This window comes from Alishewanella tabrizica, assembly GCF_014652375.1.
GTDB classification, from domain to species: Bacteria; Pseudomonadota; Gammaproteobacteria; order Enterobacterales; family Alteromonadaceae; genus Alishewanella; species Alishewanella tabrizica.
On sequence record NZ_BMYR01000007.1, the window covers coordinates 142138 to 161975 of the forward strand.

The following is a 19838-nucleotide window of genomic DNA, read 5'->3' on the forward strand; positions in this document are numbered from 1 at the left end:
AACAACTTGGAGAATACAATGCGTTATCTATTGGTTATCTTTAGCATGCTACTGAGTTTTCACAGTCATGGTTTTGGTCGCACCGGCCACGGTATGGTTTGCGATATGGCTTTACAGTTGGTCAGCAGCAGCACCCAACAACACCTTGCCAGCCTGGTTGCTGCATCGCCCCATAATGAATTTGCGACAGCCTGTGCTTGGCCTGATGAAGTAAGACGTGAAGAGGCGTTTCGTTGGAGCGCACCACATCATTACGTGAATATGCCACGGGGCGAAAAGCAAGTGAGCTTAGAGAATTGTCCAGAGCAAGGGTGTATTTTATCGGCCATTGCCGATATGCAGCAGCGATTACAGAACGATGCTGATGATTGGCAAGCATTGTTGTTTTTAGCGCATCACATAGGCGATTTACATCAACCTTTGCATGTCAGTTATGCCGATGATTTAGGCGGCAATCGAACCGCCGTTTATTTTTTGAGTCACGAAACGCCCACTAACTTGCATGGTGTCTGGGATGGCAATATCTTAAACACGCTTGGCTATGAAAACAATTTTGAGAAACAAGAAGCGCTGTTTTTGCAGATAACACCTGAACATATTGCTAAATGGCAACAGGGAACGGTGCTTGATTGGGCTAACGAATCCGCTGCCATAACCTATGATATTTACCAGAATTATCGTCCAGGGATGTTAATAGACGAGGCGTATGTTACTCAACACCAACCGGTGCTAGAACAGCGTTTACAACAAGCTGCTGTGCGATTGGCTTGGGTATTAGAGCAGCTTTTTGCGCAGCCGCGCTAACGCCGGCGTACACAATGCCCTCAAGCTGACGCTGGGGGCAAAACATTTACGCTACTGGGTAATGCTGCAGTAATGCGCTAGGCTTAGCGGATCCAGCCTTTACTGATCTGTCGAAATAATTCGGTTCCCGCTTTTTCTAGCCACTCAAACGCTAGCATTTCTTGGCTAACAATCTGCGCACCGGCTTGCTGCATGCGCGAGAATGCTAATTGCTTATTCTCTGGTGTGCGTGAACCGGTGGCTTCACTGACCACAAATACCTGATACTTCGCCGCCAATAAATCCATCACCGTTTGTAACACGCACACATGGGCCTCGGTACCCAATACTATAACTTGAGATCGTTGCGCTTGTGCCAAGGCATTGGCTATCGTTGCTTCACGTAAGGCACTAAAGTGAATTTTTTCGTAGATGGCAGTGCTAGGAATTAATTCTGCCAAGGCAGGTAAGGTGTGCCCAAGTCCTTTCGGATAATGCTCCGTTGCCATAACCGGCACCTCACACAAGCTTGCCACTTGCAGTACCCATGCCGCCGCCTGACTCACTGCCGCATGATCAAAAATAGCGGGCGCTAATCGACTTTGAATATCAATTAATAACACCTGACTCTGCTGCGCTTGAATAAGCATGTCTCTCTCCAATTACACACGTAACCTGAAATAGTTAAAACGTCTGACCGCGCCATAACGCATGGCACAAACTTTCCTCTTTATCTCGACTAAGCAAAATTCTGGCTAACACCACATCTGCGGCTCCCGGTTCAGCCGTTAAACCCACTTGCACTTCAACATGCAGCTCAGGCGATAATTCTTGCGCGGCTAAATCTACCCAGCCTTCACCTGGTGGCACCACATCGGCGTAACCTCGCGTTTCATAATTTTGTTGATAAAGCTGATAATCGGCTGCTGACAAATTATCCACTGCTAATTCTTCAAAAATATCAAAGGCATGATCACATAACTCATCTAACGACCATAGTTCTAATTCGTGCATAGGGTTCCCCTTAATAATATCTCCTAAGTATAACAAGGCTTGGCAGTGAAAGCTTGCACGCTGTTTTGGGTAAAACCCGCCGCAGCGAAAACTGAAAGTCGCATCCATGTACTAATTACGTATACAATAGGCTTTTTGTTTCGGAAGCCTTATGTATCTTTGCCCGCTTTGTCAGTTACCACTAACGTTATCTAGCCGCCACTATCAATGTGCCAACAAGCATAGCTTTGATGTGGCAAAAGAAGGTTATGTTAATCTGTTGCCAGTGCAGCAAAAAAAATCGTTAGATCCTGGTGATAATAGCGAGATGATGCAAGCGCGCCGAGCTTTTTTAGAGGCGGGTTGGTACCAAAGGGTGGCAGAAGAGGTGGCCACTATGCTTCAGCCTGCCAATCCTCAGCAAATATTAGATTTAGGGTGTGGCGAAGGCTACTACAGCGGCATCTTGCAGCGTCAATTAGCACCTAAGCAACTGTATGGCATCGATATCTCCAAAGCAGCCATCCGCTATGCAGCAAAACATTATCCTAACGCCACTTTTGCTGTAGCGAGCGCTTATCAACTGCCATTTGCCGCCGATCAGTTTGATGCCATTGTACGAATTTATGCACCATCTCTGCTCAGTGAGCTACAACGGGTTCTTAACGTGGGCGGGTACTTACTTACCGTTACGCCGGCTCCAGCACATTTAGTGCAAATAAAACAGGCTATTTACCCACACGTAAAACTGCATAGTGATGCGATAGAGCAATTAGCTGGGTTTCAGCATTGTGAGCGTAAGCAGCTACGCTTTACCTTAGATCAGTTAACCGCAGCGGATTTAGATCATCTGCTCACGATGGTACCGTTAGGTTGGAAATTTAACGCAGCTACCAAAACACAATTTATCGAAAGTAAGCCCGCCATCGAATGTGATTTTTACCTAGATCTATATCAACTTGGCACAAAACAGCCTTGCCCTTAATTAAATAAGGCTGTTATCGCTATCGTTTAACACTTAGGCCCTTTTAGCGCTGTGCCGGTGCTGGTTGTTGTTTTAGCCGCAGGCTGGCACTGCGCCAGCAAGGCAGCTTTATCTTGTTGTTGCATGGCGGTAAACATGTTTGACCAAAACCGCGTGCTAATATCAGCAATCACATTTGACTCGGCATTTAACAACAACACTAAGCCCAGTTCCCGATCTTTTGAATACGCGATTTCAGCCCGAAACCCCTGCACCCAGCCGCCATGATAGATCAATTGCTCTTGTCCAAATTGATATACCCGCCAACCTAAACCGTAATGCGCATCTTTCAAATGCTCACGCCATAAACGACGCCGCGTATCTCTTACCGTGCGCACCCGTTTACGCGTGATGTGGTTAAGATGCTCCTCCGAAAGCACATCAGGGTTGTAGCCTAATTGCGCAATCAACCAAAACCCCAGATCAATAGCACTGGCATTAACCCCCGCGGCTGGGGCAAAACGATAGTAACTTTCATTTACCGTGCGTGAATGCCATTTTCCACGTGCTTTAACATGCGGTAACGCCCGATTTTTGCTATTTAAAAACCCTTCTAAACCAACCGAGGCCGTTGGCATTTTTAACGGTGTAAAAATATTTTGCTGCAGCAAGCTCGCATAATCTTGCGAGGTTGTTTGCTGCATGATGGGCTCAATTAAACTAAATAGCACATTTTGATAGCCGTAGCACTGTCCTGGGTTACACAGAGGATCTAACTTTTTAAATTGCGGCAAAATACGATCAGGTTCTAAATTGGCTTCAATTAAATTGTCGTAGGCATTGGCAATAACGCCGGTGCTTTGTGCCAATAAATGCTCTACTTTCAATTTGTTATTATAAGAGCGGGTTTTAAATGAAAACTCAGGCAAATAACGGGTTACGGGTTCATCCCATTTGAAATGGCCTTGAGCGGCTAAAATGCTGGCTAAGCCACCGGCAAAAGTTTTTGAAACCGACGCAATACGAAAAACCGTATAGGCATCCACAGGGGCTTTGGATCCCACCTCTCTAACACCGTATCCCCCGGTACTAACAATTTTATCTTTGTAAACAATCGCGTAAGCAGCACCAGGTACCTTTTGCTCGGCCAATGACTTTTCAAAGTGTTGCTTAAAATCAGCAATCTGTGCAGGCGTAACGTCCCTCGCTAGAACGGAGAACGTGCTTAACACGCCGATGAATAATATTGCTCTTAACAACACGACAGCCCTCTTAGGCAACAGTAGCCCATTTGTGTCTACGACGAGGCATTATTGCAATGCAGCGGTTTTTTTTCAACTAACTGGGCACAGCTGGGCGTTATCTGCTGGCTTTATCGCCACTAATTGGCCTTGCGCCCCGCGATAAAAAGCAATTTGCTGCTGTGTTTGCCATACTGACGGCGTCGCATCAAACGTTTTTAATTGTTGCAACAAGGCATCATCTAGCGTTACGGCAATCTTATCACATACCGTAATTTGCCATTCTTGCTGTACTTTTTGTAACACGCCATATTCTGCATGAAATTGACTTATATCGCGCTGTGCAGCCACCATCTGTTGATAACGTTGTTGCTGTTCGTCATTAGAAAACTGAGCCACCACCGCAGGAAGCGAACGCATCGTTAAACGGTGGTTCTCCCTTTCCGACGGCTGGTTTTGATAGGTAATGGCAATGTGATAAGACGGGATGCTAACGGGTTGCAACAACAAAAAACCCAATATGGCTAAGCATATACTGCCAAGCACGAATTGAGCTTGACGAAACCATGCTTGCAATGGCCACGAAAATGGAAATGCGGATCGCTGATTAACCTGCTGTAACAACTTGGCTTTAAGGGCTGCAGGTAAAGGATGCTGTGCTTTACTGTCCGCATAGGCCTGTTTTAACCTTTGCTCTTGGGCATCCAGCTTGGACGTTGTGGGCGTAAAATTGGGGGGTGTTGGCTTAGTCATGATCGACTCCGCAAAATTGCTGCAAAAATTGCCGTGCATAACGCAGGCGGCTTTTAATAGTTTCTTGAGGCTGCCCAGTGATAAGGGCAATATCGGCCAGCGAAAACCCCTCTAATTGCAAAATCAAGGCTTCACGCTGCACGAAAGGTAATAGCGTCAAATGCGCATCAAACGCCATTTGCTGCTGATGCTGAGCCACCTTTTGCCAAACCTCGGTGTCTGCACTTTCGCTAATATGGTCGTCCCATTCAATCGTCTGCCAACGTTGTTGACGTCGCATCTCATCAACCAACGTATGCCGACCTATGGTGAATAGCCAGGTTTTGAAGCTTGCGCCGCCGGCAAAGCGCTGGTGTTGTTCAATCACTTTTAGCCATGTTTGCTGACTCACGTCTTCTGCCATTTTGGCATCCGATTGTTTTACTAAAAAATAATACAAATCTGGGCCGCATTGCTCTACAAGTTGCGCCATATAGCCCGGTTTTCCGCTTCGCGTAAACTGGGCCAGTAACGCTTCAGCAGAGGACGCTTTCCCCAAGCGTCCACTAAACAAAAAAGCCAATGCCATACTCTATCCTTATACCGGCTGTCGCATTATTGCTCCGCTAGCTGAAAATCCAGCTGCACCTGCAGATCAGTTTGCTTTAATGGTTTTCCATCCTGTAATTGTGGCTGATATTTCCACCGCCGTAAGGCGCTAACCGCTTCACGATCAAATATATTTCTGGGCTCCGCCTCGATGACTTTAATATCATATACACTGCCACTTTCATCAATACTAAAACGTAACCTGACCCAACCACTGATCCCCTTTCGGGCGGCATCAATTGGAAACCGTGGCTCTACCCTTACTAAAGGCGTAGCCATGTTATTGGTTAAATTAGCCATGGGCTGCGGTCCATCCAACGTGATCCCCATATCAGGCTGCCATTTACCCAAATCAACGCCTGTGATGCTGTCGCTAGGATCACTTTGTAGCAGGGTATTAGGTGGCGGCGTCAGTGCCGGCGGTGGCGGTACCAAATTGCGAATTTCAGGCGGCGTCTCTTGCGGCGGCTCAAATAATTCAACTCTGGGTAGCTCACGTTCAATTTTCACTAACGCATCGTCTATGGGGGTAATAAACCATTTCATTAATGCAAACAAACTAAAAGTTATCAGAATCGCTAGCAGCGTGCTGATCAAAAAGCGTAATACGCCTGATTGTAATAAAGAGGGGGTAACTGTTTGGGCCATTATCATCATGATACTCCTGTCGTAAGGGGATATACATTAGACGTTTGACCCAACGTTATGGGGTTAAAAAAATTATAAAAATGCTAATACTAATAAACGGATCCAAATGATCCAAAGGACCAAACACCCTAACAGAAAAACGCGAAAACGCGCACGGAGCACGTTGCTGCCTATATGGATAAAAGTATGCCAGTAGCGCAGGGCCACAAAAAGTCCTCCCAATATCACGAAGGCGAGATCAGCCAATCCAAGCTGCAAGATAAACAGCACGCTGGCAATATAAAGCATGGGCATTTGAAATTGATTGTCAAAATTACGACCTGTAGCAATTACCTGCTCACTGGCACCGGTTAAATTCATCGTTTGAAATGCCGCAACGCTGATCTGCTTCATTTTTGCGGCCTTAATACGCCGCCGCCCCATCAATACCATAACCACACTGGTTAACACGACTTGGGCAAAAACAGAGAGTAACAACCACTTTTCCATTATTATTTTTCCTTACTGGTTGGGTGATTTAACATGTCGCCGCACTATCAGCGCGACAGAACCGGAATAAAACCGGGATAGAACCGCGACAGGATATCGTGCAAACGCCACATCTGATCATTGTTTGAGTATACTAACCGCGCTAGTATGCCCTTAATTAGATGAAAACACCTATAGCACTACTGCAAAATTCATTGCCCAGCATCATGTTCTTGGAACATAACAGTTTTCATGCTGGGCCTGCGTAACACCCTGAGGTATCGATGGATAAATTAAACGCGTTGATGTTGGTTCGTGCTTTAGCCACGGAACAAGACGGCTTAAGCCTTACCAAACAGTTGGTCAGTTGGCTGCACGAATCGCGCTTTAGCTTTGAGCGCAATAAACGAGCGAAAAAGCTGCTTGAAACATTGCAACAACATCCAAACGAAGGCAAGCAGATTGCCGATACCCTATTTAACTGGCTCTGCAAAGTACATCTCTACCCGGCGCTGGTGAGTTTAGGCGTATTTTCGCGCCGTGGTTTTTTTCGAGAACTCTCAAGCCGTTTATATGAAAAAGTGATGCCCGCTCCCAGAGATATCACTGAGCTTAAAGACGTATTAGCCGATATCTTTAAAGCCATGCCCTTTACAGATGAAGAGTCAGTGGAAGGACAAAGTGTCTTTGCCAGTTTTAGTGAATACTTTTTAAGTGTTGCCTCACCCGAACCGCTACAGCGTTTTGTGGCGCATCTGCATGAAGAGGCCTTGTGTGCGTTAGAAATGCTCAGTGTGTGGATTGCAGCAGAAGAAATGGAACCGGATTTAATGCGTTTGGATAAACGCCTCAATAACATTGATTCTGCTTTTATTGCCTTGCACCGCGAGCTAAACATTCTGGTTATTCATACGAGAAAACGACAACAGGATCCCGACGAGCCCCTGTATGATTGTGCACATTATCATGTGATGATGGCCCAGTGTTATGAGCAGGTCGATCAATTAAGGCGCAGAGCCGCTGCAGCAGGGAGCACCGTTGCTGTTGCACACTTACTCGAACGCTTAGAGCAAACCTTAAGCCGCATTGAACAATTAGTTACGTTAGTCACCGCTGAACATGACGCAGATCTGCGTCAACTCAGCTTACACTTGAGCGAACAATTATTAGAAACCAGCCGCGAGAAAAAAAGCGTGCGAGCACTATGGCGCAGCAGTACACAGTTACTATCAAAAAGTATCAGTGTGAATAAAAGCAGCCACGGTGAGCACTATATTACCCGCGATAAAAGTCAATTTTTTGGCTTAATGGCTTCTGCAGCGGGCGCAGGGATCATTATTGCCTGTATGGCATTATTAAAAATTCACATTGAAAGTTTAGCCTTAAGTCCCTTTACCAATGCGCTATTAGTGAGTTTAAATTATGGCTTGGGCTTTGTTCTGATTCATATACTTGGGTTAACGGTTGCGACTAAACAGCCGGCTATGACAGCGGCCAGTTTTGCTGCTGAAGTTGAAAAAGGTGAAAATGGTCGGGCGGCGCATAAAAAACTTGCCACCTTGTTACTCGACGTAAATCGCTCACAATGGGCAGCGGTGTGGGGTAATGTCAGTATCGCGGTACTTACCGCCTCGCTCATTGCCCTAGGTGTGTGGTTTTGGCAAGGCGAAGCACTGTTGTCAGCAGAAGCGGTGTCCTACCAGCTCAAAGCCATATCACCTTGGCATGGCTCGTTATTTTTTGCAGCCATCGCGGGCGTGTGGCTATTTTGCTCAGGCATTATTGCTGGTTTTTTTGAAAACCGCGCTAACTATTTAGATTTTAGGATCCGGCTGTATCATCATCCCTTACTGAAAAAGTTGCTCCCCGATCGTGCACGCAAAGCCTTTGCTAATTATTGGCATGATAATTATGGTGCGCTAGCCGGTAATTTTATTTTTGGCATGCTGTTGGGTATGACCGGCTATATTGGCTATTTGCTTGGCTTACCCTTGGATATTCGACATGTGGCTTTTGCTTCAGCCAACTTGGGATACAGCACTGTCAGCGGTGATTTAGGCATTTTTAGCTTTTTGTTCTATCTGGTATTAGTGCTGATGATTGGCTTTGTTAATTTGTGGGTCAGCTTTACCTTAGCGTTGACCATTGCACTGCGCGCTAGAGGTACACGCATCGGTAAGTTTTCATTACTCTTGAAAAGTGTTGTCGAGCAAGTTAAGCAACACCCCTTATCGGTTTTTTTCCCGGTGGTAACATCGCAAAAAGCGCCTACCCCCCAAAAAAAGCCGGATGATACGAACAATAAAAGTACCGAGCCGACAAAAGATCCACTAAACACACCTTAACACTTTGCCTCACTGCGGTTACCCGTAAAGGTAGCCGCATTTAAGCTATCTAACTTGCATTATTCTTTCAAAACAGACATACCGCACACCTGCAAGCGGATATTGTCAATTGTCTTACTACTGTCATCTTAACCCGTTATATTTTTGCGATATACTGTGCCATCACATCTTAAGGGGCATCATCGATGGCGCAATTGTATTTCTATTATTCAGCAATGAACGCAGGTAAATCGACCTCGTTATTACAAAGTGCATATAACTATCAGGAACGGGGGATGACTGTGGCCATTTACACGGCGGCGCTAGATAACCGCTATGGGTTAGGCAAGGTCAGTTCACGTATCGGTATCGCTATGGATGCCTATATTTTTGATGCGGATTTTGACTTTGTGGCACATGTATCAAACTTAAAACAGCAGGGACGACTCGATTGTGTACTCTTAGATGAAGCACAGTTTTTAAGTAAAACGCAGGTAAAACAGCTGACAGACGTGGTAGATAATTTGGGTATTCCGGTTTTGGCTTTTGGCCTTAGAACCGATTTCCTTGGTGAAACCTTTGCAGGCAGCCAAGCCTTACTGGCTTGGGCTGACAAATTGATCGAGCTAAAAACTATCTGTCATTGTGGTAGAAAAGCCAACTTTGTTGTGCGATTAGATGAGCATGGACACGCGGCAACGGCGGGATCGCAAGTACAAATAGGCGGTAATGAAAGCTATGTCTCTATGTGCCGTCAACATTTTAAAGCGCTGGTATGGAAACATCCCGCGCTAGACTAAACGGAGTAAATTAATGCGGATCCTTTATGGCGTTCAGGCAACAGGAAATGGGCATATCAGCCGAGCTCGAGCCATGGAGAAACAATTTCGTCAGGCTGGCGTAAGCGTAGATTTTCTTTTTTCTGGCCGCCCTCAAGATCAATTTTTTGATATGCAACAATTTGGCGATTATCAACTACGCCAAGGGCTAACGTTCGTAACTGAGGCTGGTAAGGTCAATTACTGGCAAAGTGCCAAACGCGCACGGTTGTCGACTTTATGGCACGATATCACGACGCTGGATCTGCAATCTTATGATCTGGTGCTAACCGATTTTGAACCGATTAGCGCCTGGGCAGCAAAACGCCAAGGGAAAACCTGTATTGCGATAGGTCATCAGTATGCTTTTTTACATGCTATTCCGATGGAAAACGCCAACCTGTTAAGTCGGGCTATTTTCCGCCATTTTGCCCCAGCGAATTACAGCTTAGGCTTACATTGGCACCATTTTGAACAACCTATTTTACCCCCGATCATTGATTTACCGGTAAGCAGTAAGCCAGTGCAATCCGACCGGGTATTAGTGTATTTACCTTTTGAAGATCAACAGCAGGTTCTAAGCGTGTTAGCGCCGTTAACTGATTACCAGTTTTCTGTTTATGGCCCAGGACTTGCCAACGCAGAATTAGGGCATATTCGCACGCAACCGCCCTCTCTAAACGCCTTTAAAAACGATTTACTGCAAAGTCACGCGGTATTAAGCAATGCAGGATTCGAGCTGATAAGCGAAGCACTTCAGCTCAATAAACACATTCTCGTGAAGCCGTTACAAGGCCAAATGGAACAACAGTCCAATGCACTAGCACTGACGCGCCTTAATCTCGCCAGTCGAACGGATACGTTGAGTACCGCCGTTATTGCAAAGTGGTTAGCCCAAGCGGGGCCCTTTAACCAGGTGAGTTATCCCGATGTTGCAGCCGCTATTTGTCGCTGGTTACTGCAAGATACGCCAGATCAAAGGCAAAAATTAGTGGCGTCGTTATGGTAGTTTGCTAGGTTTTTAAATCGATGCGTTGATGAATATTATGCCAATTCTCGGGAAACTTTCCTTGTAGGACATAAGAGAAGGCAATGAGCTCGGCGATAATAAGGTATAACTCGCGAGGGATTTGCTCACCCAGTTGTAATTGGCTGAGTAATTTAGTGAGCTCAGCGTCTTCATGCACTAATACGCCATGTGCACGCGCCAGTGCAATGATCTCAGCCGCAACGGCCCCGCTACCTTGAGCGACAATAACGGGCGCAGCTTGACCATCATATTTTATCGCAGTCGCGGTTTTATCAGGGGATGGGTCATCCACTTCGGCATCTTTGGTTGCCTTAGCACCCTCATCATGCACGTTATAGTGATATGACGGTTCATCATATTGCATAGATATTAGCGCGATTTTTGCTGATGCAAATTAAAAAGGAGTTCAGCCTCAGCGCGCGGTAATTCGCATTCTCGGATGATCTCCTCTAAATCAGCACCCAACTCGACCATTTTCATGGCGCGGCTGTAAATTTTGCTTTCTGGATCACTTAACGCAATGGCCTGCTGTTGCACATCGAGTTGCTCCAGCTCTGCAGCTAACGCCTGTTGACGCTCTTGCAGCACCAACACGCGTTGTCCAACACCAATGACGCCTGCCCGCAATTCTTCGATTTCAGCTTGCGCTATGCCCCATTGCTGCTGGCTAGTTTCCAGTTGCTGGCTTAATAACGCAAGCTGCTGTTTATTACTCCGCCACTGTATCGTGCACCACACCAATAGCAGGACACCCAGTAAAAATACCGCAGCGATAGCCAACCACACAAACTCACTAGAATTTTGCATTAGATACTACTAATGTCATCCCACTCATCATCATTGAGCAGTTTGTTCAGATCAACTAAGATTAGTAGCTCACCTTCGCGGTTAGCCACGCCCTGAATAAAGCGGGCACTTTCGTCTGTACCAACATTAGGCGCCACATCCACTTCAGATTGTTTTAAGTACACCACTTCGGCCACGCTGTCGACCAAAATACCAATGACTTGTTTTTCGGCTTCAATAATGACAACCCGGGTGTTATCAGTAACTTCTGCTGGCGGCAAACCAAAACGCGCCCGAGTATCAATCACCGTTACTACATTACCTCGCAAATTAATAATGCCTAACACATATTCAGGAGACCCTGGAACGGGTGCAATTTCTGAGTAACGTAGCACTTCCTGTACCTGCATTACATTTATACCGTAGGTTTCTTCCTGCAAGCGAAAGGTAACCCATTGCAACACCTGATCAGCGGCCTGGTTTTTATCTGCCGTCTGCGAAAATTTATTACTCATCTACAGCTCCTCATTGGTCTGCCTGTTCAGGCGTTGATATCAAGGCCGCGACTGAGTAAGTCTATCAGCGCATCAACATCAACTAATACACACATATGTTCTTTAATTAAGCCTGCCATCCAAGGCCGTTTTCCTTCCTGTTCTCGCCACTTAATTTGCTCGGGTTCAAGCGTAATCGTATCTATTAGGGTTTCACAACAGAGGCCCCAATTACTGGCCCCCAGTAACACAAGGTATTGATAGTGTAACCCTTGTTCGACAATAGCGTCATATTTTTCTGGCATAACCCAACGCGCAGTATCAACCACATTATACTTTTGCGCTTTATGTAGCATAACACCTTTAAACCAACGCGGTTTACCAAATAAGGTATTGATATCACCTAATTCGTGGATCCCTCCTAACTCGGTGAGGGGCACGGCTACTTTAAGACCGGCTACACTAAAAAACAATGCTTGAAAACGGCCGTGTCGATAGCTTTTTTCCGCAACCGTTGCCACAGGCGAAGGTTCAGCTAAACGCTGCGCAATCGGGATATCACGCTGCAATATTGCAGGGGCCGAGCTACCCTGAAGTTCCTCTAGAGAGGCTCTGGCGGCAATTTCCACTAATTTGCTTAAGGTTGGCGCTGGCGCAACTTTCGGTGCAACCTTGGGTACAACTGGCTTAGGCGTTTCTTTAAGCGCGATAACAGGCGACACCACTGCAGGCGCGGCTACAGGCACCGCCTGCGCTAATAATTTATTTAATTCGGCTTTGCGTTCAGCCGCTAATGCTGGCTTTACAGCCGGTTCTGGCGACTCATCTTCTGTCAGCAGCGCGGCAAGATAATGCTGGATCACTTTCTGACTGGCAATTAAATGGCTCATACTACCCTTCCGGTGCCAATTGCAGTAAGTACGTTAATAAGGTGTTATAGGCAAACACGCCTCTAGATGCACCGGCAAAGGCATTGGGTGGCGTTTGCGCCAACGATGCATCTCGAAATTTTGTATCCACTGGGACAACAGCTGACCACACCCTATCTTGGTATTTTGCTTTGAGTTCTTTATAGGCCTCTAGTGACGCCCGCGTCCGTTTATCATACATAGTGGGAATAATGGTAAAGGCTAAATGTTGCTGCGAGCTACGCATCAACGCCATGGTAGCAATCATCCGTTCTAACCCTTTTAGCGCCAAGAACTCGGTTTGCACTGGGATCAATACCCTATGGCAGGCCGCTAAGGCATTGACCATCAATACCCCCATTACCGGTGGACAATCTATCAGAACATAATCATAGTCTTTAGCAATCAACTTCAGCGCTTTTTTTATAATAAGCCCCATGCCGCCTTTATTTCCCATGGAGCGATCTAAGGTTGCTAACGACATAGATGCCGGTAAAATATCTAGGCGTTCAGCCGTACTGGGACAAAGCGATTGCAGAATCTGCTCGCGAGTAATGTCTTTACCCCGAATAAAAATATCGTACACGCTCACTTCGAGCTCTTCGGCGTCGATACCAAAATAATACGTTAATGACGCATGAGGATCGGTATCGACTAATAATACACGATAGCCGCGCTCTGCAAGGAGCCCCCCCAGCGTTACGGTCGTGGTCGTTTTACCCACACCGCCTTTTTGATTTGCAATTGTCCAAATAACCACGTTAGGGATCCTGTCTCTCTGGCAACGCATCAGTATTATCTTGACGCGTTGTAATACGAATACCGCCCCCTGGTAGCGAGATCACTTGGATAGAACCATCGGCTTGGGTAACTTGTCGTAATTGTTGCTCGGTAGACGATACCGGCTCAGTATTTGTTGGCGGCATTGGCCGATAACCGAAGCGGGATACGGCAATCACAACCTTGCGATTTTCAGCCCGCCCCGCTGCTGTGCTATTATCTGCGCTGGGATAAAATTGACCAAATCCTTCCACCGCCATGCGATGTGATGGCGTACCTAAACTTTCGAGAAGCCGTAATACCGACGTTGCTCTGGCCACAGACAATTCCCAATTCGACGAAAATAATTCATTACTGATCGGCACATTATCAGTATAGCCACGTACGCGCAGAAAATTGTTGATAGGGTTAATGATTTTACTAATTTCTTGTAATACCGTGCTTGCGGATGCGGTGGCAGATGCGCTGCCAGAAGCAAACAGTAAACCACTGTTTAATTCTATTATCAGCCAATCATCTTCTTGCCGTAATTTCGCCACCCCTTGTTCAATAAGATTGCTTAATGAACGCGTCAGTTCAACTTCAACCGATTGCAATGGGCTGCCCAAGAATTGTTGACGAACATCCGATAGCGTAGTGGCATCCGCGACGACTTCAGGCCCTTTAGCTTGCTGCAAAGCGGTGCCGTATAATTCAAACTCACTTTGCCGCTCACTCTGTGGCAGCACACTCACATCGCGCGCACCCGTAGCCTTTTGAGCAGGTTTATCAAACACCTTCGTTAACGATTCAGTGAGCACACTAAATTCTTCATTCTTCACTAACGACAAGGCATATAACACAACAAACAAGGCAAACATCAGCGTCATATAGTCGGCATAAGAAACTAACCAACGATCCAGTTCTTCTCGTTCAGGTTGCTGCTGGGTTCGTCGATGCCGATACATAGTTTAGGCCGGCCGATAGGCAGCCAGTTTACTTTCAATAGTGCGAGGATTTTGTCCCTGCGCTATCGATACTAGCCCTTCAATAATTAGTTCATGATAAAGGCTTTGCTGCTGCACCAAATTTTTTAATTTATTACCCACAGGAATAAACAGTAAATTCGCTAAGCCTACGCCATAAATTGTGGCCACAAAAGCTGTCGCAATACCTAAACCCAATAAGTCAGGATCATTAATATTGCTCATTGCTTGAATTAAGCCTAGTACCGCGCCAATGATGCCAATTGTCGGGCTGTACCCTCCCATGGCATCAAAAATTCTTGCACCTCTAAGTAAACGCTCACGTTCCAGACTAAGCTCAGCGTCTAAGGTATTTTGTAACACAGGGATTTCTGCGCCATCGACTAATAAATTTAATCCCCGATGCAAAAAGGGATCAGATTCTTGTAATGCCGCCGATTCTAAAGATAAAAAACCGTTTGCTCGCGCAGAATTACCCCATTCCACTATCCGTGTCAGGGTGTGTTGTACTGGCAAGCTTTTAGGCCGAAATACCCAAGGCAACATCGACATGCCTAAACTGAACTGGCTAAAGGGGGTTTGTAACATCACTGCGCCAAGCGTGCCGCCAAACACAATAATAAAAGCAGGTAAATGCAATAACGTGGTGAGACTGCCGCCTTCCAGCATAAAGCCGCCAACCACGGCGACAATTGCCAGTAAAAAGCCACTTATTGCCAATTTATCCATGCTTTAATTCCACGAGTATTTTACTGGCGACATCGTTAAGACTGACTTCGGCGTCCATTAGACCCGCAGCAGCAATAGCTTGAGGCATACCATACACCACGCAGCTGGCTTCGTCTTGCGCCCACACCGTGGCGCCTTGTTGTTTAAGCAACCGCGCCCCTTCGCGTCCATCCGAGCCCATACCCGTTAACACGATAGCCAGCACTTTATCGTTAAATACTCTGGCCGCTGTCGCGAAGGTAATATCAACACTGGGTTTAAACGTTATGCGCGGTGAATCGTCTTCTTTGATACGCAGTCTAGCTTGGCCTTCAGTTCCTTCAACCAGCATTTGCTTGCCGCCAGGAGCGAGATACGCCACGCCAGGGCGCAGTAAATCATTATCTTCCGCTTCTTTAATTTCAATTTGCGATAAGGTATTTAAACGCTGGGCAAAAGCGCCGGTAAAGGCTGCCGGCATATGCTGAATTAAAATAATAGGTAATGGGAAGGTCGCTGGTAACGCCGTGAGAATTCGCTGCAACGCCACTGGACCTCCTGTAGAGGTACCAATCGCAACCAGTTTGTACTCTTTACCGCTGGCGATAGAACTACTACGAACAGACATCGGGGCCCGTTCTGAGAGCTTTGGCCGCTCTAACATACTGCGTGCAGTTAACGATTTATTTCCTTCTGCAAGGGCACGCACAGTGTCGCTCGCTGAGCGGGTGGTTACACTGCTGGTACTGCGAGCCAATGCCGAACTGCTAAAGGTACTGCGGCCTAATGGCCGGCGCCGAGCAACAGCTCGCACACGTTCCCGCAACACGTCAGCGGCTTCATGTTTGTCACGCGCAATATCTTCAAATTTTTTCGGTAAAAAATCTACCGCTCCCGCATCAAGCGCATCTAAGGTGGCTTTCGCGCCTTCGTGCGTTAATGAAGAGAACATTAAAATTGGAATCCGCTGCACTTTCATGATTTCACGTACCGCGGAAATGCCATCTAAAATCGGCATCTCGATGTCCATGGTAATGACATCCGGCTTTAGCGCCAGTGCTTTATCAACGGCTTCGCGGCCATTATTGGCGGTATCGATAACGTCCAGTTCGGGATCTGCCGACAGTATCTCGGTTAAGCGCCGCCGAAAAAAACTGGAATCGTCTACAATCAATACTTTAATTGCCATGCATTACTCGCTTAACCATGTAATTTCTTAAACTGCTCAAGTTTAATTTTCGATTTTTTGGCATAATGTTTTAACAAATTAGGCACATCGAGAATCAGCGCAATGCCGCCATCAGAGGTTATTGTTGCGCCCGCCATGCCAGGTGTTCCTTGCAATAGCGCATCTAACGCTTTGATAACCACTTCTTCTTGGCCAATTAATTGATCCACCACAAAGCCGACTTGCTGCGTTCCAATTTGCACAATAACCACATGCCCCTGCTCTTTGCGTAGCTTTTTATCCGAGCCTTTTACTAGCCAATGCTCTAAATAAAACAGCGGAATGGCTTTATTGCGAACCACAATGGTTAACTGTCCATCAACAATATTGCATTTTGCCAAATCGAGGTGGAATATCTCGTTTACGCCTGCAAGGGGAAGCGCAAACGTTTGTTTGCCCACCATGACCATTAAGGTTGGTAATATTGCCAAGGTCAACGGCACTTTAATTTCGAGCAGTGTGCCTTCACCCAATTTAGAGCTGATATGCACTGTTCCATTGAGCTGGGTAATTTTGGTTTTCACCACATCCATACCCACACCACGGCCTGAAATATCAGAAATTTGTTCTTTGGTCGAAAAGCCCGGTGCAAATATCAAGTTAAAAGCATCCGTATCCGACATTCTGGCGGCCATGTCGTGATCAATAACACCGCGTTTAATCGCAATATTTTTCAGTTTTTCAGGATCCATACCGGCACCATCATCTTGGATGGTTAACAAGATATGATCGCCTGCTTGCGTCGCGGCAAGCTTAACAATACCCGTACGTGGTTTGCCTGCGGCTTGTCGTATATCAGGTAATTCAATACCGTGATCTACCGAGTTGCGCACTAAGTGCACTAATGGATCCGCTAGGGCCTCTACTAAGTTTTTATCTAAATCGGTTTCTTCGCCTTCTAGCACCAAATCAATGTCTTTCTTTAATGCCCGCGCTAAATCGCGCACAACACGTGGGAAGCGACCAAATACTTTTTTGATGGGCTGCATGCGGGTTTTCATCACCGCACCCTGAATATCCGCCGTCACGACATCTAGGTTAGCAATGGCTTTGTTCATCTCTTCATTTTGCGCCGTGCCTGATAAACTAACCAATCGGTTACGCACGAGCACCAATTCGCCTACCATGTTCATGATCTGATCAAGACGCTTGGTGTCGACCCTAACGGTTGTTTCTGCAACAACGGCATTTGCTGCACCAGCTTTGTCTGCCGCAGCAGGCATAACGGGGGTTTCAGTCGCTTTTGCTGGTATTGAAGCCGGTGCCGCAACCGGCGCAGGTGGCGTTGCACGTTCATTATCGGGTTTAGCAGCCACAACTGGGGCTTGCCCTTTACCGTGTAATTGATCCAATAATGCTTCAAACTCATCATCAGAAATTTCATCATTATTAGATGCAGCAGTTGGCGCAGGCGCTGTTGCTGCTGGCGTGGCAGTAGTGGGTGCTGGTGTTGCAACAGGTTCGGTTTTAAAGCCACCTTTGCCATGCAACTGATCTAAAATGGCTTCAAATTCATCATCGGTAATATCATCGCTTGCTGCCGTGCTGGCGGCAGGCGGAGTAGCAACCACCTTGGCATTCTGTCCAGGCGCTTTGCTGCCATGTAATTCATCGAGCATACGCTCAAATTCATCTTCAGTTATGCTACCAACATCCTCAGATGAAGATGAAGTTGCGGCTGGCGCAGCAGCAGCAGGCGCCGCAGCTTGAACCACAACAGGTGTGGGCTCGGGAGCTTTTGTTGCCCCTGGCGCCACTTCACCTGCCACCTCTGGCTCACTGTAATGATGTAAAGCAGCAAGAAGCTCTGGCGCAGCCGGTGTCAACGGCTGTTTCGCCTTAACTTCGTTAAACATTTCGTTAATCGCATCGAGCGATTGCAAAATGGTATCCATTAATTCAGACGTGATACTGCGTTTACCCGTGCGCAAGATATCAAAAACGTTTTCTGCACCATGGCAGGCATCAACAAGTTCAGTTAAGGATAAGAAGCCGGCACCACCTTTAACCGTGTGAAAGCCACGAAAAATGGCATTTAACAGGGCCGCATCTTGTGGATTATTCTCCAGCTCAACCAGCTGCTCTTGTAACAGCTCCAAAATTTCGCCGGCTTCCACCAGAAAATCCTGAAGAATATCTTCATCCATATCAAAACTCATCTGCAGACACCTCTGTTAAAAACCTAAGCTCGACAGTAAATCGTCAACGTCGTCTTGGCCAGTTACCACATCATTGCGCTCAGCAGCATCAATAATTGGGCCTTCAGCTGTTACCGCAGTTTTGGGTTTGCTTTTCACTGATTTTTGTTCAAGTACTTTAGGATTAGCATTACCAAACGCAGTTAACAAACCAATTAAACTTTCTTCAACCTCACGCACTAACTCAATTACACGCCGTAAAATCTGACCCGTAAGATCTTGATAATCCTGTGCCATCAATACGTCAGTTAATAGGTTATTTAATCGTGCTGACTCGGCCACAGTGTGTTGTAAAAAACCGTCTATGCCATGGCAAAGTGTTTTGAATTCTCCCAGCGCTAGATCACGGGTCATCAGTTTTTGCCATTGTGGCATTAAGGTGTGTAATTGACCGCTAATACTATCTGCAATGGGTAAGCACGACTCAACCGCATCCATTGTGCGGTTTGCAGCTTGCTCTGTCATATCAATAACATGATTAAGACGCTTTTTAGCGTCAGGAATATCTTCTTGGATAATATTGTTTAAAGAGGGATCAAGTTGGAAATTATTAAGCGAGTCGTGTAGTTGTCGGGTAAGCTTGCCAACTTCGGCGAAGAGCTCTGTCGAACCGGGTAATCCGAGCTGTTGCACTAATTGATTGGCAATGTCTTGCTCGCCCATCTCTAGCAGTTGAACGAGCTCCTTAGCTTGTTCAAGCGTAATTAATGGTGCCGAAGATGCAGGCATGGCTTAACTCCTTTTATAAGGCGGCTTAACCAAGCCGCTCAAATACTTTAGCCAGTTTTTCCTGTAGAGTGGCAGCAGTAAAGGGTTTAACGATATAACCATTTACGCCCGCTTGCGCCGCAGCAATAATTTGTTCTTTCTTTGCCTCGGCAGTAACCATAAGTACTGGAATGTGCTTAAGCTTCGCATCAGCACGAATTGCCCGCAGTAAATCGATCCCTTGCATACCGGGCATGTTCCAGTCGGTTACCACAAAATCAAAATCGCCATTTTGTAGCATAGGCAATGCCGTACTACCGTCATCCGCTTCTGAAATATTGGTAAACCCAAGATCACGTAACAGGTTTTTGATGATGCGTCTCATTGTCGAAAAATCATCGACCACGAGAATTTTCATATTTTTATCCAAAGTCCCCTCCGAAGAGCAAGTCA

Annotated in this window: 23 protein-coding genes; 5 read left to right on the plus strand and 18 right to left on the minus strand. The window is 46.4% G+C overall.

What is annotated here, in order from left to right; translation table 11 throughout:
- Window positions 1-18 precede the first annotated feature (18 nt).
- A complete protein-coding gene (locus IE070_RS09495; protein ID WP_189482813.1) occupies window positions 19-804 on the plus strand; it encodes a S1/P1 nuclease in 786 nt (261 codons plus the stop codon).
- A gap of 83 nt (window positions 805-887) precedes the next feature.
- Here IE070_RS09495 and IE070_RS09500 read toward each other — a convergent pair whose 3' ends face one another.
- A complete protein-coding gene (locus tag IE070_RS09500) occupies window positions 888-1433 on the minus strand; it encodes a hydrolase (RefSeq protein ID WP_189482815.1) in 546 nt (181 codons plus the stop codon).
- Between the two features lie 34 nt (window positions 1434-1467).
- A complete protein-coding gene (locus IE070_RS09505; RefSeq protein WP_189482817.1) occupies window positions 1468-1797 on the minus strand; it encodes a DUF440 family protein in 330 nt (109 codons plus the stop codon).
- Between the two features lie 151 nt (window positions 1798-1948).
- Here IE070_RS09505 and rlmA point away from each other — a divergent pair, with 151 nt between their 5' ends.
- The gene (rlmA, locus tag IE070_RS09510) at window positions 1949-2761 is read left to right on the plus strand and encodes a 23S rRNA (guanine(745)-N(1))-methyltransferase (protein WP_189482818.1); all 813 of its coding nucleotides are present in this window, start codon (window positions 1949-1951) and stop codon (window positions 2759-2761) included.
- Between the two features lie 26 nt (window positions 2762-2787).
- Here rlmA and IE070_RS09515 read toward each other — a convergent pair whose 3' ends face one another.
- From IE070_RS09515 to IE070_RS09535, 5 genes are all read right to left on the minus strand, one after another.
- Window positions 2788-4002, minus strand: a complete 1215-nt coding sequence (locus tag IE070_RS09515) for a serine hydrolase domain-containing protein (protein WP_189482820.1) — start codon at window positions 4000-4002, stop codon at window positions 2788-2790.
- A 72-nt stretch (window positions 4003-4074) separates the two neighbouring features.
- Window positions 4075-4734 (minus strand): hypothetical protein, encoded by a 660-nt coding sequence (locus IE070_RS09520; RefSeq protein WP_189482822.1) that lies wholly within the window; start codon window positions 4732-4734, stop codon window positions 4075-4077.
- Entirely contained in the window at window positions 4727-5302 is a 576-nt protein-coding gene (locus IE070_RS09525; protein ID WP_189482824.1) for an RNA polymerase sigma factor, read from the minus strand. The genes IE070_RS09520 and IE070_RS09525 overlap by 8 nt, the downstream gene beginning before the upstream one ends.
- A gap of 26 nt (window positions 5303-5328) precedes the next feature.
- Entirely contained in the window at window positions 5329-5979 is a 651-nt protein-coding gene (locus tag IE070_RS09530) for an energy transducer TonB (protein ID WP_189482826.1), read from the minus strand.
- 63 nt (window positions 5980-6042) lie between these two features.
- Window positions 6043-6459: an MAPEG family protein gene (locus IE070_RS09535; RefSeq protein ID WP_189482828.1), complete on the minus strand. Its 417-nt coding sequence runs from the start codon at window positions 6457-6459 to the stop codon at window positions 6043-6045.
- A gap of 263 nt (window positions 6460-6722) precedes the next feature.
- Here IE070_RS09535 and IE070_RS09540 point away from each other — a divergent pair, with 263 nt between their 5' ends.
- From IE070_RS09540 to IE070_RS09550, 3 genes are all read left to right on the plus strand, one after another.
- The gene (locus IE070_RS09540; RefSeq protein WP_189482829.1) at window positions 6723-8783 is read left to right on the plus strand and encodes a site-specific recombinase; all 2061 of its coding nucleotides are present in this window, start codon (window positions 6723-6725) and stop codon (window positions 8781-8783) included.
- A 185-nt stretch (window positions 8784-8968) separates the two neighbouring features.
- Window positions 8969-9562 (plus strand): thymidine kinase, encoded by a 594-nt coding sequence (locus tag IE070_RS09545; RefSeq protein ID WP_189482831.1) that lies wholly within the window; start codon window positions 8969-8971, stop codon window positions 9560-9562.
- 13 nt (window positions 9563-9575) lie between these two features.
- On the plus strand, window positions 9576-10589 hold the full coding sequence (locus tag IE070_RS09550; protein ID WP_189482833.1) for an MJ1255/VC2487 family glycosyltransferase: 1014 nt from the start codon (window positions 9576-9578) through the stop codon (window positions 10587-10589).
- A 4-nt stretch (window positions 10590-10593) separates the two neighbouring features.
- Here the strand turns inward: IE070_RS09550 and IE070_RS09555 are convergent, their stop codons facing one another.
- From IE070_RS09555 to cheY, 11 genes are all read right to left on the minus strand, one after another.
- Window positions 10594-10902: an EscU/YscU/HrcU family type III secretion system export apparatus switch protein gene (locus IE070_RS09555; RefSeq protein ID WP_373296959.1), complete on the minus strand. Its 309-nt coding sequence runs from the start codon at window positions 10900-10902 to the stop codon at window positions 10594-10596.
- 77 nt (window positions 10903-10979) lie between these two features.
- The gene (locus IE070_RS09560; RefSeq protein ID WP_189482837.1) at window positions 10980-11417 is read right to left on the minus strand and encodes a DUF2802 domain-containing protein; all 438 of its coding nucleotides are present in this window, start codon (window positions 11415-11417) and stop codon (window positions 10980-10982) included.
- Window positions 11417-11911: a chemotaxis protein CheW gene (locus tag IE070_RS09565; RefSeq protein WP_189482839.1), complete on the minus strand. Its 495-nt coding sequence runs from the start codon at window positions 11909-11911 to the stop codon at window positions 11417-11419. Before IE070_RS09565 ends, IE070_RS09560 begins: the two co-directional genes overlap by 1 nt.
- 26 nt (window positions 11912-11937) lie before the next feature.
- Window positions 11938-12780 carry a chemotaxis protein CheW gene (locus IE070_RS09570; protein WP_189482841.1) on the minus strand — a complete coding sequence of 281 codons (843 nt, stop codon included), beginning with the start codon at window positions 12778-12780 and terminating at the stop codon, window positions 11938-11940.
- A 1-nt stretch (window position 12781) separates the two neighbouring features.
- Complete coding sequence (locus IE070_RS09575) at window positions 12782-13558, minus strand: ParA family protein (protein ID WP_189482843.1); 777 nt, start codon at window positions 13556-13558, stop codon at window positions 12782-12784.
- 1 nt (window position 13559) lies between these two features.
- Entirely contained in the window at window positions 13560-14525 is a 966-nt protein-coding gene (locus IE070_RS09580) for a flagellar motor protein MotB (protein ID WP_189482846.1), read from the minus strand.
- A 3-nt stretch (window positions 14526-14528) separates the two neighbouring features.
- On the minus strand, window positions 14529-15272 hold the full coding sequence (locus tag IE070_RS09585) for a flagellar motor protein (RefSeq protein ID WP_189482848.1): 744 nt from the start codon (window positions 15270-15272) through the stop codon (window positions 14529-14531).
- Window positions 15265-16440, minus strand: coding sequence for a protein-glutamate methylesterase/protein-glutamine glutaminase (locus IE070_RS09590; protein ID WP_189482851.1), 1176 nt, complete (start codon window positions 16438-16440; stop codon window positions 15265-15267). Before IE070_RS09590 ends, IE070_RS09585 begins: the two co-directional genes overlap by 8 nt.
- 11 nt (window positions 16441-16451) lie before the next feature.
- Window positions 16452-18638 carry a chemotaxis protein CheA gene (locus IE070_RS09595; protein ID WP_189482852.1) on the minus strand — a complete coding sequence of 729 codons (2187 nt, stop codon included), beginning with the start codon at window positions 18636-18638 and terminating at the stop codon, window positions 16452-16454.
- Between the two features lie 15 nt (window positions 18639-18653).
- The gene (locus IE070_RS09600; protein WP_189482854.1) at window positions 18654-19406 is read right to left on the minus strand and encodes a protein phosphatase CheZ; all 753 of its coding nucleotides are present in this window, start codon (window positions 19404-19406) and stop codon (window positions 18654-18656) included.
- Window positions 19407-19431: 25 nt separating this feature from the next.
- A complete protein-coding gene (cheY, locus tag IE070_RS09605; protein ID WP_189482855.1) occupies window positions 19432-19815 on the minus strand; it encodes a chemotaxis response regulator CheY in 384 nt (127 codons plus the stop codon).
- Window positions 19816-19838 lie beyond the last annotated feature (23 nt).